At 46.0% G+C, this 15,819-nt stretch carries 15 protein-coding genes; all 15 read right to left on the bottom strand.

The genetic code is table 11. The features are described from left to right. Nucleotides 1-149: 149 nt before the first annotated feature. Nucleotides 150-2,240 (bottom strand): putative bifunctional diguanylate cyclase/phosphodiesterase, encoded by a 2,091-nt coding sequence (locus tag DESDI_RS03870; RefSeq protein WP_015261330.1) that lies wholly within the window; start codon nt 2,238-2,240, stop codon nt 150-152. Nucleotides 2,241-2,536: 296 nt separating this feature from the next. Next, complete coding sequence (locus DESDI_RS03865; RefSeq protein ID WP_015261329.1) at nt 2,537-3,511, bottom strand: 2-hydroxyacid dehydrogenase; 975 nt, start codon at nt 3,509-3,511, stop codon at nt 2,537-2,539. Between the two features lie 27 nt (nt 3,512-3,538). Beyond that, on the bottom strand, nt 3,539-4,159 hold the full coding sequence (locus tag DESDI_RS03860; protein ID WP_015261328.1) for a fumarylacetoacetate hydrolase family protein: 621 nt from the start codon (nt 4,157-4,159) through the stop codon (nt 3,539-3,541). A 26-nt stretch (nt 4,160-4,185) separates the two neighbouring features. Next, the gene (locus DESDI_RS03855) at nt 4,186-5,076 is read right to left on the bottom strand and encodes a dihydrodipicolinate synthase family protein (RefSeq protein WP_015261327.1); all 891 of its coding nucleotides are present in this window, start codon (nt 5,074-5,076) and stop codon (nt 4,186-4,188) included. Between the two features lie 35 nt (nt 5,077-5,111). Beyond that, entirely contained in the window at nt 5,112-5,732 is a 621-nt protein-coding gene (locus tag DESDI_RS03850; RefSeq protein WP_015261326.1) for a hypothetical protein, read from the bottom strand. After that, the gene (locus DESDI_RS03845) at nt 5,729-6,454 is read right to left on the bottom strand and encodes a DUF362 domain-containing protein (RefSeq protein ID WP_015261325.1); all 726 of its coding nucleotides are present in this window, start codon (nt 6,452-6,454) and stop codon (nt 5,729-5,731) included. The genes DESDI_RS03850 and DESDI_RS03845 overlap by 4 nt, the downstream gene beginning before the upstream one ends. After that, nucleotides 6,451-7,977 (bottom strand): tripartite tricarboxylate transporter permease, encoded by a 1,527-nt coding sequence (locus tag DESDI_RS03840; protein ID WP_015261324.1) that lies wholly within the window; start codon nt 7,975-7,977, stop codon nt 6,451-6,453. Before DESDI_RS03840 ends, DESDI_RS03845 begins: the two co-directional genes overlap by 4 nt. A gap of 12 nt (nt 7,978-7,989) precedes the next feature. Further along, a complete protein-coding gene (locus tag DESDI_RS03835; RefSeq protein WP_015261323.1) occupies nt 7,990-8,442 on the bottom strand; it encodes a tripartite tricarboxylate transporter TctB family protein in 453 nt (150 codons plus the stop codon). Between the two features lies 1 nt (nt 8,443). Then, complete coding sequence (locus DESDI_RS03830; RefSeq protein WP_242825437.1) at nt 8,444-9,058, bottom strand: hypothetical protein; 615 nt, start codon at nt 9,056-9,058, stop codon at nt 8,444-8,446. Further along, nucleotides 9,012-9,851, bottom strand: a complete 840-nt coding sequence (locus tag DESDI_RS03825; protein ID WP_015261321.1) for a DUF362 domain-containing protein — start codon at nt 9,849-9,851, stop codon at nt 9,012-9,014. Before DESDI_RS03825 ends, DESDI_RS03830 begins: the two co-directional genes overlap by 47 nt. 130 nt (nt 9,852-9,981) lie before the next feature. Beyond that, nucleotides 9,982-11,004 (bottom strand): tripartite tricarboxylate transporter substrate binding protein, encoded by a 1,023-nt coding sequence (locus tag DESDI_RS03820; protein ID WP_015261320.1) that lies wholly within the window; start codon nt 11,002-11,004, stop codon nt 9,982-9,984. Between the two features lie 110 nt (nt 11,005-11,114). After that, nucleotides 11,115-12,782 carry a dihydroxy-acid dehydratase gene (ilvD, locus tag DESDI_RS03815; RefSeq protein WP_015261319.1) on the bottom strand — a complete coding sequence of 556 codons (1,668 nt, stop codon included), beginning with the start codon at nt 12,780-12,782 and terminating at the stop codon, nt 11,115-11,117. A gap of 7 nt (nt 12,783-12,789) precedes the next feature. Further along, nucleotides 12,790-13,626, bottom strand: coding sequence for a sugar phosphate isomerase/epimerase family protein (locus DESDI_RS03810; protein WP_015261318.1), 837 nt, complete (start codon nt 13,624-13,626; stop codon nt 12,790-12,792). Then, nucleotides 13,623-14,528 carry an NAD(P)-dependent oxidoreductase gene (locus DESDI_RS03805; protein WP_015261317.1) on the bottom strand — a complete coding sequence of 302 codons (906 nt, stop codon included), beginning with the start codon at nt 14,526-14,528 and terminating at the stop codon, nt 13,623-13,625. Before DESDI_RS03805 ends, DESDI_RS03810 begins: the two co-directional genes overlap by 4 nt. 13 nt (nt 14,529-14,541) lie before the next feature. Then, entirely contained in the window at nt 14,542-15,561 is a 1,020-nt protein-coding gene (locus DESDI_RS03800; RefSeq protein ID WP_015261316.1) for a 4-hydroxythreonine-4-phosphate dehydrogenase PdxA, read from the bottom strand. Between the last annotated feature and the right edge of the window lie 258 nt (nt 15,562-15,819).

The following is a 15,819-nucleotide window of genomic DNA, read 5'->3' as shown; positions in this document are numbered from 1 at the left end:
GAAGTATCACAGCCGGAGCATGATAAAACCATGTCAAGAAACAAGCGTCAGCATAGTTGCCGACGCTTGTTTAAAAACTGAACTCATACGTGTTAGCACGTTTAAAGGCTCCGTGCGCTTTACCAATAAAATACTCTTACTCTTCACTCTTAGGATGACACGGCAATCTGCCGAGTAGAAGCTGAGGTTTCCTCATCTACACTGCTATGCTGAATAGCTCCCTTTTTCATCAATTTCTCAAAATCTTCCTTGCGAACCGGGCGGCTGTAGAAATAACCCTGACCATAATCACAGGCCATAGTTTTGAGGATGGCTGATTGCTCTGCTTCTTCAATCCCCTCCGCCACGACCTGCAGATTCAAATCATGAATTAGATGAATCATATGTTTGACGATCAGGCAGTCATGCTCAGCACTGGCAATATTTTTAATAAAGTCGATATCCAGCTTGACCACATCAATGGGCAACTTTTTGAGGTAGGTTAAGGATGAATAGCCCGTGCCAAAGTCATCCAGAGCGATTTCGATGCCCATGGCCTTTATCTCTTTGAGATTTCTGATGGAGGTCTCCAGGTCCTTCATCAAGGATGTTTCTGTGACTTCAAACTGCACGCTATTCGCTTTGAGCCCTGTTTCTCGTAGCAGCGTTTTAACTTCCTCAATCATCTCGACGCAGGTAAGGCTCTTTCCCGATAAATTAATCGAGATTTTTACATCAGGATACTGTGACTCCAGCCACTGTTTTTTCTGCCTTAAGGCTGTTTTTATGACCCATTTTTCGATATCGTAGATGAGTCCTGTTTCCTCCGCTAAGGGGATGAACTCACTCGGAGAAATAAAGCCGAGCTTAGGATGGGTCCAGCGAATCAAGGCCTCAGCGCCAATTAAGCTCTCATCTGTCATATTGATAATCGGCTGATACAAAAGCTGGAATTCATTATATTCAATGGCATGCCTTAAGTAATTAATTAAGGCAATCTGCTCCAGCATCTTATTTTGCGCCTCTAAGGAGTAAAAACGATAGTTATCTTTTCCGTTCTTCTTCACAAGATACAAGGCAATATCCACATTTTTAAATATGGACGCTAGATCTTCCCCGTGCTCCGGATAAAGGGCAATCCCAATACTCGTGGAAATAAAGAATTCATGATTATCCACAGTCCAAGGCTTTCTTAAGGAGTTCTGCAAATCCTGTACTGTACGGGCAATCTCTTCCTCTTGATTCATCCCCTTGTAAATGATTGCAAATTCATCTCCACCTAATCTGGCCACAAAGTCCGCGGGGCTCGTGTGCTGCTTGATTCGATCAGCAATATGCTTGACGAATAGATCTCCTGAAGCATGCCCCACTGAATCATTGATATTTTTAAAATTATCGATATCCATGTAGAGCAAGGTGAACTTCTCCGCCCGACTCCCGCTAATAAGCTCATTTATCTTCTCTTCGAAAAAGAACCGGTTGGGCAATCCCGTAAGACTGTCATAGTAGGCGGAGGCATGAAGCTTATTTTCCAAGTGCTTCTTCTTCGTTATATCTGTATGAGTACCGGCAAGACGAATAACCTTGTGATGATCATCATGGATTGCCCTAGCCTTGCAAAGGATCCAGATATAATCCTCAGTTTTCCTTTTCATCCGATACATGATTTCCAGGGAGCCACTTTCCGATTGGAGATAGTCGTCTACCGCTTTTAGCGTCTCATCTCGATCATCAGGATGAAGCAAATAAAGCCATGTATCGTAAGTAAAATTTACCTCACCCTCCTCATAGCCGAGGATTTCGGTATACTTCGATGAAAAGTAATAGGAACTATGCTCTAAATTCCAGTCCCAAATGCCACAGTCCGATCCTTCAACCGCCAGCTCCAACCTTTGTTCACTAAGAGCCAAGGCATTGCGATGTTGCTTTAACTCATGAATACTGTCAGCTAACTCTTTGATTGCTAATTTAAAAAGATTCATTCTAATGCATACCAGGAAAAACAGCAAAAGCATGGTTAAAAAAACATAGACTACACCCTTATAGGTCTGCATCTGTTGATAGACTTCCATGCTACCAGCGACTCTTCTGGTCAATTCATCAGAAAACAAAATCCAGAGCATACCCACAAGCCCATAAATCAAGGTGATTTTAAGGGCTTCTACTAAGGGATTTATTTTATATTGATTTTCTATGTAATAGCCAAATCCTTCGAGCTTATTCTGTCCAAAGTAGAGCTTCAGTCGGTCACGAATCCCCAATCTTTCTCAACTCCAATTCTAGGTGAGTATGAGACCCTCCGGCGAATACTATATCTATAAAAAGCTAGGTACAAGTCTGTATAAGTCAGGTAAATTTGTACAAAATGGTCCATCTCAGGCAATTATAGCCAAATATAAATCCATTTTATCGGACCCTATGCAAAAAAACAATAGATAAGAGATATTTTGTAGTATTTTGTCAATTTAGGAGATTCTTGATGTGGCGCTTCACTCCATATTAAAAAGGACCGAGGCAAAGCCTTGATCCTTTTCGACGGGACTGAGGAGGTCCAACCTTATTTAAGTGGCTGTAGTTCAGGGACTAAATGGGGAGGTATTTCACCTTTCATACCTCTTACCAGGTTTTCTGCCGCCAACATGGCCATTGCGAAGCGCGTACTTGTAGTGGCTGAGCCAAGATGAGGCAGAGTAACCACATTCTTAAATTGGAGCAAGGGATGATCCGGGTTGACCGGTTCTTTCTTATATACATCCAGACCCGCACCGCGAATTCTTCCTTCGCGAAGGGCATCTTCTAATGCCACTTCATCCACCGTCTCACCTCGTGAAGCACTGATAAAAACAGCCGATCCCTTCATGAGACTAAACTCTTTAGAACCCATGAAATTCACCGTTTGTGGAGTCAGGGGGGTGAGAAGCACAACAAAATCCGCTTTTCGGAGGAGTTCTTCAAGGGAGCAATAGTGGGCTGCAAATCGCTCCTCTGCTTCAGGATTACGGGAACGATTATGATAAAGAATGTTCATATTAAAGCCAAACTTTGCTCTTTGAGCAAGAGCATTGCCGATGCGTCCCATCCCGATGATGCCTAGGGTCTGGTGGTGAACATCGACACCGAAAAGCTCTGGAGTGACCTTCTTGTTCCATTGGCCATCCTTTACATAGCGGTCCAGTTCGCATAAGCGTCGGGCAGTGCTCAACATAAGTCCAAAAATTAAATCGGCGACGGTATCATTCAATACATTGGGTGTATTGGTTCCAAGGACTTTCCTAGCCTTCATATCCTCAAGAACGAAATTATTATACCCTACAGAAATATTGGAGACTATTTTCAGCTTCGGTGCAGCAGCAAGAAGTTCTCGATCGATTTTCTCTTGATTGATTAAGAGTCCCTTCACATCCCATAGCCGCTTGAGAAGTTCACTCCGGGATATTTCCCCGGCACCCTCCCACTTCGTATATCTACAGTGCTTGCCGATAAAGTCTTCAACTTCCTGGGGAACCTTTCGAGCGATAAAAACTTCAGACATTAGCACACAACCTTCCAAACCCCTAACTTAGTCACCAATTAACAGCTCTCCTACTTTTTCTTCCTTCCATTTCAATACAAAACGGTCCCCTTTGCCTGCTTTTCCCACTCCGGATGGTGTACCCGTATAAATGATGTCACCTTCATCCAGCCCGAAGTGTTTCGCCGAAAATTCTATGATTGTAGGAATATCAAAGATCATCTCCTTGATATTTCCTCTTTGCACTTCGATACCATTCTTCTCCAGAGTAAAGTCAAAGTTGGCCGAAGCCCCAAGGCCTTCAAAAGGAAGCCATTGCGACAAAACTGCAGAATTCGGGAACCCTTTGGCCAGTAACCAAGGCAGTCCTTTTTCCTTCAACTCATCTTGCACTTCTCTTAGGGTAAAATCAATTCCTATAGCGATTTTATCAATAAGCTCCTCGGCCTTCATATCGGGTTCAAATTTTTCACTAATATGGACAACGAATTCTACTTCGTAATGCACATCACCTTGATCCTGTGGCATAGAAATCGTCTGCCCCTGACCTTCAACAAGAGCATGAGTGGGCTTTGCAAAAAGAAACGGGGAAGTTGGAACTGCATTGTTGAGTTCCTTGGCATGCTGCATATAATTGCGGCCGACGCAATAAATGTTTTTAATAACCATTTCCACTCCTCCTTCTCACCGATTGGCTAGGCGATACTTTCCTGAGTTTGTCTAATAATAGTCCTAAGCAGCTCTCTGTCTTCGGCCCCTAAGGGCAACAATGGCTTCCGGGGTTCACCACCATACAAACCAATAAGCTCTAGGGCAGCTTTTAAGCCACTTACACCCCAGCGAGCGGTTACAGCATTATTGGCCTCGATTAAATTCAGTTGTAGGGCTTTGGCTTTTGCAAATTGACCATCCTCCACAAGCTCTTGAACCTGTGCACATTCGTTGGGGAAAACATTAGCTAAGGCTAGAGTTCCTCCAATAGCCCCCAAAGCTAAGCTAGCAAACAAAAAACTCGCTGACCCTGCAAATACTGAAAAATCACCCGGTGTTGTGTGAATAATCTCCGCGATCTGAACAATATTGCCGCCGGAATCTTTGATGCCGATAATATTGGGGTGGGTAGCCAGCTCGGCCACCAGCTTGGCGGATAGATTAATGCCGGAGTTACCGGGCATATTATAGAGAATGATAGGAATGGGGCTAGCTTCAGCCACTTCCAAGTAGAACTCCTTCAGTACACGATCATTCATAGCCTTTTTGAAGTAATTAGGGCTTAATACCAAGGCTGCGGCAGCACCAGCTTCAGTGGCAAGCTTATTGAGCTTGATCGTCTCTTGAGTTGACTCGGTACCTGTCCCTACAATAACCGGCTTCTTACCTTTAGCCTGAGCACAGACCGCGTGAATAAGCTGTTGCTTTTCCTCAGGGCTCAGCATGATGAATTCACCGTTGGAACCCATAACCACAATGCCCTCGAGTTTTGAAGCCAACCAAAACTCCAAATTACTTTCCAGCTTATCAAAAGCAATTTGGCCATCTTTAAATGGAGTAGGAATCGGGACATAAATACCACGTAGTTTGAACATACCTTTTTCCTCCTATCTATGACGATTATCCGTGGTTACTCTTGAGCAAGTAACTTCTCCGCACGTTTTTGGTTGAAAATTCCACAGTAACAGGGCTTGGCGAGAATTTCGGATGCCCCCCTTGGCGTCATTTGTCCATCAGCCACCGCCTTTTTCACCTGTCTGACAAGACCGGCTGCAATCATGCCATGACCGCACATGGTGGTAAAGCACATCACATCTTCTTCCGGAAGCAAATCCGTAGCACCATGAACGCCTAAGGAAATACCCGCTGAGTGAGGCTTCAAACCTACTTCTTCACAAATCGCCTGTACTTGATCAACAAGCCCTGTGACCACCACAGACAAGCCAATCTCTTCTTCCTTTAGCCGTTTAAGGACATGGACGATTTTTTCACGTTCGTGAAAAACGCACATAACTGGGGAGTTATCTTCGGTCTTGGCTATCAAGGCTTGGGGGTCAAGGCCTAAGGTAAGGTTTTCCTGTGTAGTTAAAGAACCAAGATTTGTTGGACCTTCCTCAAAGATAAGCTCTAATGTGCGTTGCACCTTAGGAGTACAGCCAACATGGTTAATGCCCATAGCCGGTCTGGAGATGAACACAAAATCCTCAGTAAAGCTCTCTTCCGGCCCTACCCGATGCAGCGAGTGAGTCATGTTTTATCCTCCCCCCTCGGCCGTCCAAGTCCGACATTGACTTTCATATTCTTGGGTACATTGATTCCTAATTTAGCTAGCCTCTCCACTACGGGCAGACTCCCGTCCGGCTCAAAGCGAGCCACGATTCCCCAAGAAAATATGCATTGGGCCCGACTGGCAGCTTCCGTGATTTTATCGACGCAATCTTCTAATTGACCTTCAGGGATAACGAACTCCACGATTGCTGATGAGACCTTTTCGTTGCGCACATCTTCTTTGATACTACCTGCATGGACATCCTCCATGAGATGGGTCAAAGGATTATTGGGTTCGAATTCGATTCCTGCTTGAGCTAAGGTAGTGGTTATTATCTCAACATCACCTAGGCGAGTACCTACCCCTGGTCTACCGAATTCCAAGGCCATGCCCAAGTATCCCCGCTTAAAACGAGCGGTGACATCATTGGTTTTGACCTCTTCCGTACCTCGCCCGCGCACTCCTGTATTTTCATGCTTGGCTGTGGGGTCGCTAAATACTTTGCGCACGGAACGCGGCCACTTCATTGTTTCCGGCGGTTCATAAAATGCATCAACCGGACATTCAATTTGGCGAATACAGATACCGCATTCTACACATTCATCCTGATTTATCTGAGCTGTATCTCCCATTTCTATAGCCCCCAAAGGGCAATAAGGAATACATTCACCACAGCTTATACATAATTCATCATCAATCTTCATTTTAGTCCCTCCCCAGTAGCAGGTTTACCGCTTTTCCTCACCCGAGCGATGATCTTTTTAAGCAACGGCCAAGCCACAGCGAGGATTACTACGACCAAAATTGTCCCTGAGATAGGTCGGGTGAAGAAGATTGCCGGATTGCCATTGGAAATAATCAGGGATTGTCTTAACGAAGTTTCTAGCAAGGCTCCTAATACCAAAGCTAACACCATGGGAGTTGCGGGGAATTCTAATTTCTTCATGAGGAAGCCTAATACCCCGAACAGAATGGTTAAACCCACATCGAACATGCTGTTATTCAGGCTGTAGGCACCGATGAGAATGAACCCCATCACGACAGCATTAAGAACATTTGAAGAAACATCCAAGACCTTGACAAATAAAGGTACGGCGAGCAAGGCGAGAATCAAAAGTATGAAGTTACCAATATACATACTGCCAATCAGACCCCAGACAAATTCCGGATTGTTCGCAAAGAGCAGCGGCCCTGGGCTTAAGCCAAACATCATCAGTGCTCCCAACATCACTGCCGTGCTCCCTGATCCAGGAATGCCTAAGGTAAGAAGCGGAACCAGAGCACCGATGGAAGCAGCGTTATTAGCTGACTCTGGTGCGGCAACCCCCTCAATAACTCCAGTCCCAAATTTATCCCCACGCTTGGATACTTTCTTACCTATCCCATAGGAGATAAAGGAAGCGATAGTCGCACCCGCCCCAGGGAGCATGCCGATTAAGAAGCCAATTCCGGTACCTCGGGCAATATGAGGTGCAGAGTATCTCCAATCTTCTTTCGTAGGCATCTGTTTGCGCCAGCCCAGATCTTTTTTATTAATCTTAACTTTTTCCCCTTCTTCACTGATCACGAGCAGTTCAGCAATTCCAAACAAGCCCATGGCCACCGGGATAAAATCTATGCCCTCATAGAGTTCATAGGTTCCGAAGGTAAAACGAGGAATCCCTTGAACCAAATCTAAGCCGATGGTAGCTATAAAGAGACCAATTAAGGCAGACATATAACCCTTCGCCGGAAATTTCCCAGTCATACCCCCAATAGTGGTTAACCCCAGGACCATCAGAGCAAAGTATTCTGGAGGTCCAAAAGTGATGGCAAACTCAGCTAGAGCCGGAGCCAAAAACATAAACATCACGACACAAGCAGTTCCTCCAATAATCGATGCAAAAGCAGCCATACCTAAGGCCTGACCAGCCCTTCCTTGCTTAGCTAGCGGATGACCATCCAAAGTGGTCATCACTGCCGAAGCATCCCCAGGTACATTGATCAAGATGGAGGTGATAGAACCGCCATACATAGCACCATAATAAATCCCTGCCAGCATAATAATTCCTGCAACAGGATCTGTCCCAAAGGTTAGGGGGAGGAGAATTGCAATCCCTGCCGAAGGCCCAAGTCCCGGTAAGGCACCGATGATGATTCCGAACACAACCCCGATAACACAATAAACTAAATTCATAGGATCTGTTGCTACAGATAAACCCATAACTAGATTTTGTAGAGTTTCCATTCATTCCACCCCCTAAAATCCAAAAATACCGGTGGGTAGTGGCACGCTGAGAATTATATCGAAAAGGACGAAGGCAGCAACGGGGGTAACCACGGTAATAGCAATTACCTTTTTCCAGCTTGTTGGGCCAGTGAACTTAGCAATTACCCCAGCCATCAAACCAATGGCCAGACTAAGTCCAATGAACTTCGTTAAAAGCATGACGGCAACGGCACTCCCGATAATAATTCCTGCATTTTTAAATTCGGCAAATTTAAAAGGTTGCTCACCTTCCACTTCATGTTTGGTAAAGCTTTTGATAAAAGGCACCAAGGCAAGGATCATGATAAGTAGCGCCACCCATCTTGGGAGGAAACCAGGACCGGGAATGCCTTTAAGAATATAGTCTAATTTCTGAGCCCCTATAAAGACAAGGAGTCCAAATAGAAAGATAATAATGCTAGCAATCCGATTGGCCATGCGCATATTAAGAGCCCTCCCCTCCAAGACCTTCAGTGTGGGGAGCCATTCTCTCCAAAATGGTTTGGGCACGTTCTGGGTTATAAATACCGCAGATGCAGGGATGACCAATTTTGATGGCCGCTTTCTCAGGTGACATTTTACCCTGACGCACTTTAGTGATAGTCTCCTCCACTAAGGTCTTAGAGATTAAACTATGTCCGCACATGGTGAGAAGCTCCAAAGCCTCCTCAGGAGGTAATTTCTCTTTTTTCCCCCAAATATCTAATGAGAAGTTGATGGAATGAGGCTTGATTCCATATTCTTTACACAATTCAAGAATATCCAGAGTGGGGCCGGAAACTGTAACCGACATTTCCAAATCTAATTCCAGCAGGCGTTCAATAGCCTGACGTATTTTCTCCTTACTCGCGAAATTACACCGCACTCGCGGAACATCCATTAAATTCGCTCTAATCTCATCAATGTCCACCCCGGATAGTATGGTTCCTGTTTCATTTGACCCAATATTGGTGGGGCCTATTTTCCAAACTTCTTCTAGAACTTGCCGTAATTTATCCTTTGAGCCCACATGATTAATTCCTGAAGCAGCGGTTACCAGCAGGATATAGTCGTTTTTCAAGTCGGCTTCTACCCCCCGACGGTGTAATGAATGGGTCATCATCTATCCCTCCTTGTGCCTCGCGGACAATTTTGTAAGGTCTTCCCAATCCTAGATTGACTTTGGCATTGGGTCTGGGCTTCATTCCCATGCGCTCTAGTTCCGGTAACACCGGTATACTTCCATCTTCTTCAAAGCAGCCGATGAGATCGAGGGAAAAGACTGTATCCAGTTCCTTTGCTACCTTTTTGATGGTTTCAAAAATTTCAGCCATTCGTTCGATCTCGACAGTAAACTCCACTATGGCAGAAAGAACAGTTTCCTTTTTATATTCATCTTTAAAAACACCCTTAGCTCTGTCTTCTAATAAATGTGTCAAGGGATTGCACTCTTCATATTCAATACCGTATGGGGCTAGGGCCGTAGTCAGCTTTTCCACTTCGGCAAAGGTGGTTCCGACACAGGGTCGCCCCATTTCGATAGCAATACCGACTTCACCACGGCACACACGGCCAGTGACATCATTGGTCTTGACTTCCTCAGTTCCTCTGCCGGGCACTCCAGTCACCCCATGAACCGTAGCCGGATCACTGAAGTAACGCCTCACTTCTCTAGGTGTTCCTTTGATTTGTTCATAGGGTTCATAGATAGCTTTCGGCGAACATCTTACCACTCTATGGCGAATACAGTTGCCACATTCCACACAGAGCGCTTGATCGATTACGGCTTTTTTATCCGACATGCTGATGGCTCCCGTGGGGCAGTAGGGTACACATATGCCGCAGCCAATGCACTTCTCTTTATCAATAAGCATCAATTTCCCTCCTTGAGGTGCCTTCAATTACAAGTGTCATAATTCACAAGGTGTTCTCGCTATTGATCAGGGGAGGACGAGGAGGAGGCATTAGCTTCAAAAAGCCTCCTCCATCAGTGCTATTTAATAATTACTTTTCAATTTTGTCTAAGTACTTGGCATACATATCATTTTGTGCTTGGCTAGCTTTCAAGAATTCATCCGGTCCCATAATCTTTTCTTCCATGAAATTATTCTTGACAAATTCTTTCCACTCTGGAGTTTCGGTGGCTTTTTTAAACATATCATGAAGATAATCCACATTCTCTTGAGAGATACCGGAAGGAGCTACAACCCCTCGCAATTGGGATAAGACAACATCATGACCCAGTTCCTTTAAGGTGGGGACATCCTTTAGAATACCGCCAGCTCGATCTTCGGTAGTAACCGCTAAAGCTTTCATTTTACCCGCTTCCAGCTGTGAAGCTGCTTCACTTGGCCCTAAGAAGCCGAAGGTAACATGGCCGCCAAGAACCGAAGTCATTACTTCTCCACCACCTGCAAAAGGCACATACTTCATTTGCACCCCTGCACTATCGCTAAGGGCATAGAATACAACAGCATCCATGGAGAGACCACTGGAACCACCGGAACTAATGGATTCCGGTTTAGCTTTAGCCGCTTCTAACAGTTGCTCCATCGTTTGATAGGGAGAATCCGTCGGGACGACGAGCAGAGTCGGATCTTCAGCTACTGCGATGATATGGGTGAAATCTTTATAGGATACAGGGGACTGTCCCGATATCGGACCCGTATAGAAGCTGGAGCTCACTGTGCTTAACTCATAAGGATTTCCTTTGTGATCATTAGCTACATAGGACCAACCTATGGAACCAGAACCACCGGGTTTATTGACTACGGTGATGTTAGTGGGATTAAGTTTATTATCAGCAACAGTTTTCACTAGAGTACGACAGAATACATCACTACCGCCGCCCGCTCCCATGGGTACTAAAAATTCAAAATCCTTTTCGGGAAAACTTGCAGCTTTTTCCGTGCCAGAACTTGAGTCTTGTTTTTGATTGCTACTACTACTGCTACCACAACCGGCTATCGAGCCTAACAAAAACAAAAGTGCGGTTATAAACACTATAGAACGAAAATGCTTTTTCATATCCCCAGCTCCCTTTTAATTTTTAGTTATTATTAGAACCTTAACCCTTCCTCCCCGTAAACCGTTGCCTACCTTTTTATACCCACCTCACCTCCCTCCAATTCATTAGGTTACTCAAGAATTGCACCCTTGTCTGCCTGACTGACATTGCGCGCATAGACCCCTAAAAAACCTTTATCCATTGGCCTTTTCCGTGGAGGAAGGTTCGCTAAGCGCTTGCTGATCTCTTCCGGACTCACCCGCAGGTTCAGGGCTTTGTGTTCAATATCAATCTCTATCGAATCGCCATCTTGGACTATGGCAATCGGTCCTCCGACGTAAGCTTCTGGGGCAACATGCCCAATGCAAAAGCCGCGGGTTGCTCCGGAAAAGCGGCCATCAGTGATCATAGCAACACTGTCACCCAGACCCATGCCCGTGAGTAAGGCGGCGGGAATGGACATCTCTCGCATCCCCGGTCCCCCGACAGGTCCCTCATTGCGAATGACCAACACATCCCCTGGTTTGATTTCCTTAGTCATGATGTGTTCCATGAGATCCTCTTCCGATTCAAAGGTTTTGGCGATCCCTACTTGGCAGTTGGGTGCATCTTTCACCCCGCTAACCTTGATCACAGCGCCATCCGGTGCCAGGTTACCTTTTAATGCCACAATTCCCCCCTTGGGTTGCAGCGGATTATTCAGAGGACGGACAGTTTGCCACTTCTTAACCTCGCTAAAATATCCCTCGATAGTTTTGCCGGTCACTGTCAACACCTCTTTATGGAGCAATGGGGAAATAATCTTGAGGATAGCCCCGACTCCCCCTGCTTGATAAAAATCCCAGAGGGTGTATTTACTAGAGGGCTTATACTTAGCAACACAGGGCGTTTGTTCCGAGAGCCTATCGATATCATCAAGGGTTAGCTCTACTCCTGCCTCCCTCGCAATGGCCGGTAAATGTAATACTGCATTGGTTGAGCCACCAATAGCCATGACAAGGCGCACAGCGTTGGCTAAACTTCCTTCATTCAGGATCTGATGTGAACGCAAATTCTCCTTGACCATTTCCACGATGCGCTTTCCTGTTTCTTTGGCTTGGTGTCTTTTTTTGGCATAGACCGAAGGGGTCGTCGAGGTGCCGGGCAGGGACATACCTAAGGCTTCGATTAAGCACCCCATGGTGTTCCCAGTTCCCATCATTCCGCAAACGCCCACAGTGGTGCAGGTATCCGTTTCAATGGCTTCGAAAAGCTTGTCATCCATCCGTTGCTTCGTGAAGGCTCCCATGGCTTCCTTAATATCTGACATCACCCATTGTTGACCTTGGTCATCAAAGTGGGGAAGCATCGGACCCGGGGGCAGAAAGATTGTCGGTAGATTAAGGCGGGCAGCAGCCATCAGCATGCCTCCGGGAGATTTATCACAGGAAGGAAGTAAGACTAAACCATCAAATCCACCAGAGCCCACCATCAGCTCGATCTCCGCGGCGACAATTTCCCGGCTGGGTAGGGAATAGTGCATTCCTACCCCTTGAGCTATGGCATCACAGACAGCTATAGTATGGAACTCCACTGGTGTTCCACCGGCAGCCCATACCCCAGCTTTGACGAATTGGGCGAGCTCTTTATTGGGGTAACTGCCGGGATGGATCTCTGACCAAGAGCTGACTACTCCAATAATTGGCTTTCTCAAATCTTCCTGGGTATAACCCACCGATTTAAACATGGCACGGGGATAGGCACCCTTGATTCCCTTAAACAACTCTTGAGAATTTATTATTCTATTGTCTGTTTCCATGGCCACATCACTTCACTTTTTCTATAATCACTCCATCATCGTCGATGAGTTTCTGAATATAGGTATACGCTTTGGCGGCTGCTTCATAGCAGCTGGGAGTCTGCTCGATTTCCATCGAAAGATAGCGATCATACCCCAAAGCTTTTAAGACTCGTATAATCTCCGGGAAATTCAGGGCTCCTGTTCCCGGAACACCCCTATGGTTATCTGCCAAATGGACATGGATTGTCTGGTTCTTGGCTTCAATCAAGCTGGCCGCAATGGACTTATCTTCGATATTCATGTGAAATACATCAAGCATAAGGTACAAATTAGGCAATTGCTGCTCTTGGAGCCAAGCCAAGGCTTCCTGGGTAGATTTGAGGTTGTTAATTGCAAAACGACATTGGGGCTCTATGGTAATCAGCACATTTTTCGTTGCCGCGTAGTCACATAGTTCTTTAATGGCCCGATCCCTTAGGCGTCCTGTATGCGCCTCGTCTCCCTGAACAATATCTCCGCGCAATTTACCCACATTAACTTGGGATCCAAACCGAGCGGCTAAATCAATGGCAGCCTTTGCCCTCGTCATCGCCTCATTCCGAATCGTCCCATCTAAGGAAGTAAACCGTAATTGATCTTCGGAAACCATAGGACCTGTACCAAGGGCCGCCAATTCCAGATGATTAAGCTCTAAAAGCTGCCCCAATTTCCTTAGGTCAATTTCCCGCGGATCCCGAACAAATAACTCTACTCCCTGGTAACCTATCTCATGCAAGCTGGCTAACATGTCCTCCAGCTCTCCTCTATAGGCTAGATACTTAGCCTGGGTATCAGGACCGCTTATGGTGTAGGCTAATTTCATCCTAGTCCACCCTTTCCTGTGGATTTACGGTATTGCACCTGAAGCAAGTCCTCAAACACCCCAATCATACCGCCTTTATCTCGATCACCCAGTCCCTTAAGCAGGGCGATTTGATAGGTTGTCGTCGCCGCACAGAGTACAGGCATGGGGATGCAGAGGCTGGACGAGATCTCCACTCCACTGACCAAATCCTTATAGGCATGTTTCATAGGATACCCCTCGGTAAAATTGCCCTCGAGAATCTTGGGAATGAAAAACTCTGAGGCATAGCTCCTACCCGTTCCACTGTTGACGACCTCCCCTACTTTTTCCGGATCAAGGCCGAGTTTAATGGACATAGGGAGGATTTCGGCCAAGGCAGCTCCATTGATATCAAATAATAATTGATTGATTAGCTTGGTCAGTTGGCCACTCCCGCTGTTGCCCATATAGAGAATTTTGTTGGCCATCCATTGGAGATAGGGCGTCACCTTTGTAAAAAGTTCCTGCTTGCCGCCGCACATCATGGTGAGGGTTCCTTCCTTAGCCCGTGCTTCCATACCTGAAACTGGCGCATCGAGAAACTCGACTCCCCGTGCCGCTAATTCCTTGGCAATATCTAAGGTGGTGTTGTATTTAATGGTACTGGTATCCACAATGATCTGCCCTGTCCGAAGGGCCTGCTTAAGCCCCTCCTCCCCCAGCAATACCTGATGAACGACTTCACTGTTGGGAAGAGAGCAAAAGATGATATCCGCTTCTGCCACATCCTGTAGACCCTTTGCCACCCGCGCCCCCTGTTCTTCAAACTCAAGGTAACTGTTCGGCCGCTGATCATAAACGATTAATTCTTTACCACTTTTAAGTAAATTTAAGGCCATAGGTTTACCCATTTGTCCCAAGCCAACAAAACCTAGTTTCACAGATTTGCCCTCCTTAGCAGCTATGTCGTCGACCCACTTTGGCCATCTTAACCACAAGTTCATAAGCACTTTCCCATGCCCCAGGGTTGGCAATCCCTTGACCGGCGATATCGAAAGCAGAGCCATGAGAGCAGGTGGTAACTGGACTGGGTAAGCCAGCCATTACGGTGACACCCTGATCAAACCCTTTCAGCTTCATGGCAATCTGGCCCTGATCATGGAACATGGTCACCGCCGCCTGATATTCCTTGTTGAATAACTTAATAAACAAGGTGTCGGCAGGAAATGGACCTTCAGCCATAATCCCTAGAGCTCTGGCCTCTTCTACAGCAGGAGAAATGATCTCAATCTCCTCCATCCCGCAAGTGCCACCTTCCCCCCCATGGGGATTTAAGGCCGCCACCGCAATGTGGGGGTGAGCAATACCCGCCCGCTTGAGGGTCTGATTCACCAAATGGATGGACTTAAGGATTCCCTCTACACTCAATCGAGCACTAATATCTTTCACCGGTATGTGACTGGTAACACGAGCTGTCCATGCATCCTTTAGCACGTTCAATTCGCCGCGGTTGCCTTCATACTGAAAAAACCCTGCCAACAAATCAATCGCCCCATGCAGGACAAAGCCTGCTTTTTTCATAGCTGCTTTGTTGTTGGGAGCAAAACAGAGTCCGTCCATCAACCCTTGTTGACAATACCCCACACATTGCTGAATATTGGTCGCTGCATCCTTACCGCATTCAACGCTCAACTCGCCCATAACTAAATCCGCAGCGTTAAACCTCTTGGTATCTAAAACGACAATCCCCATCATCCTTAGGGCTTCATCCAAGGTATAGGCTACTTGGAAATCTACGTTGACCTTCGCAATCTGCATACCATGCTCGAATAAGCGCTGATCCCCCACAATAATCGGATGAGCATCCTTTTCTAAGCTTCCTGCGGCAGCAGCCTTAGCCACGATTTCCGGTCCAACTCCTGCAGGATCGCCCATGGTGATGCCGATGACGGGTTTAGTTTCACAGTTTATCAAAACGAGATTCCCCCCTATCCTCAGTGCTACACTCCTTAAGTGCAAAATCTATGCCAACTCACTAAATATTCCGAAAACTCTTTACCTTAAGCCGCGTGCTTTTCCTATTGCCCATGCTATCTGACTTTGATATATCTTATTTCAAATTTGTATGGCATATTCTTCCATTACAAGATAAACTTTTACCCACTCTCCATAATTTTCTTAACACTTTTTGTTACAGTGAAACCTTTTCTTGTTTCATTTGTTTCTTACGTT

The sequence above is a fragment of the Desulfitobacterium dichloroeliminans LMG P-21439 genome, from assembly GCF_000243135.2.
In the GTDB taxonomy this organism is placed as follows: domain Bacteria; phylum Bacillota; class Desulfitobacteriia; order Desulfitobacteriales; family Desulfitobacteriaceae; genus Desulfitobacterium; species Desulfitobacterium dichloroeliminans.
The sequence above is the reverse complement of the archived record's forward strand: the minus strand, read 5'-3'. Positions and strand labels throughout refer to the sequence as shown.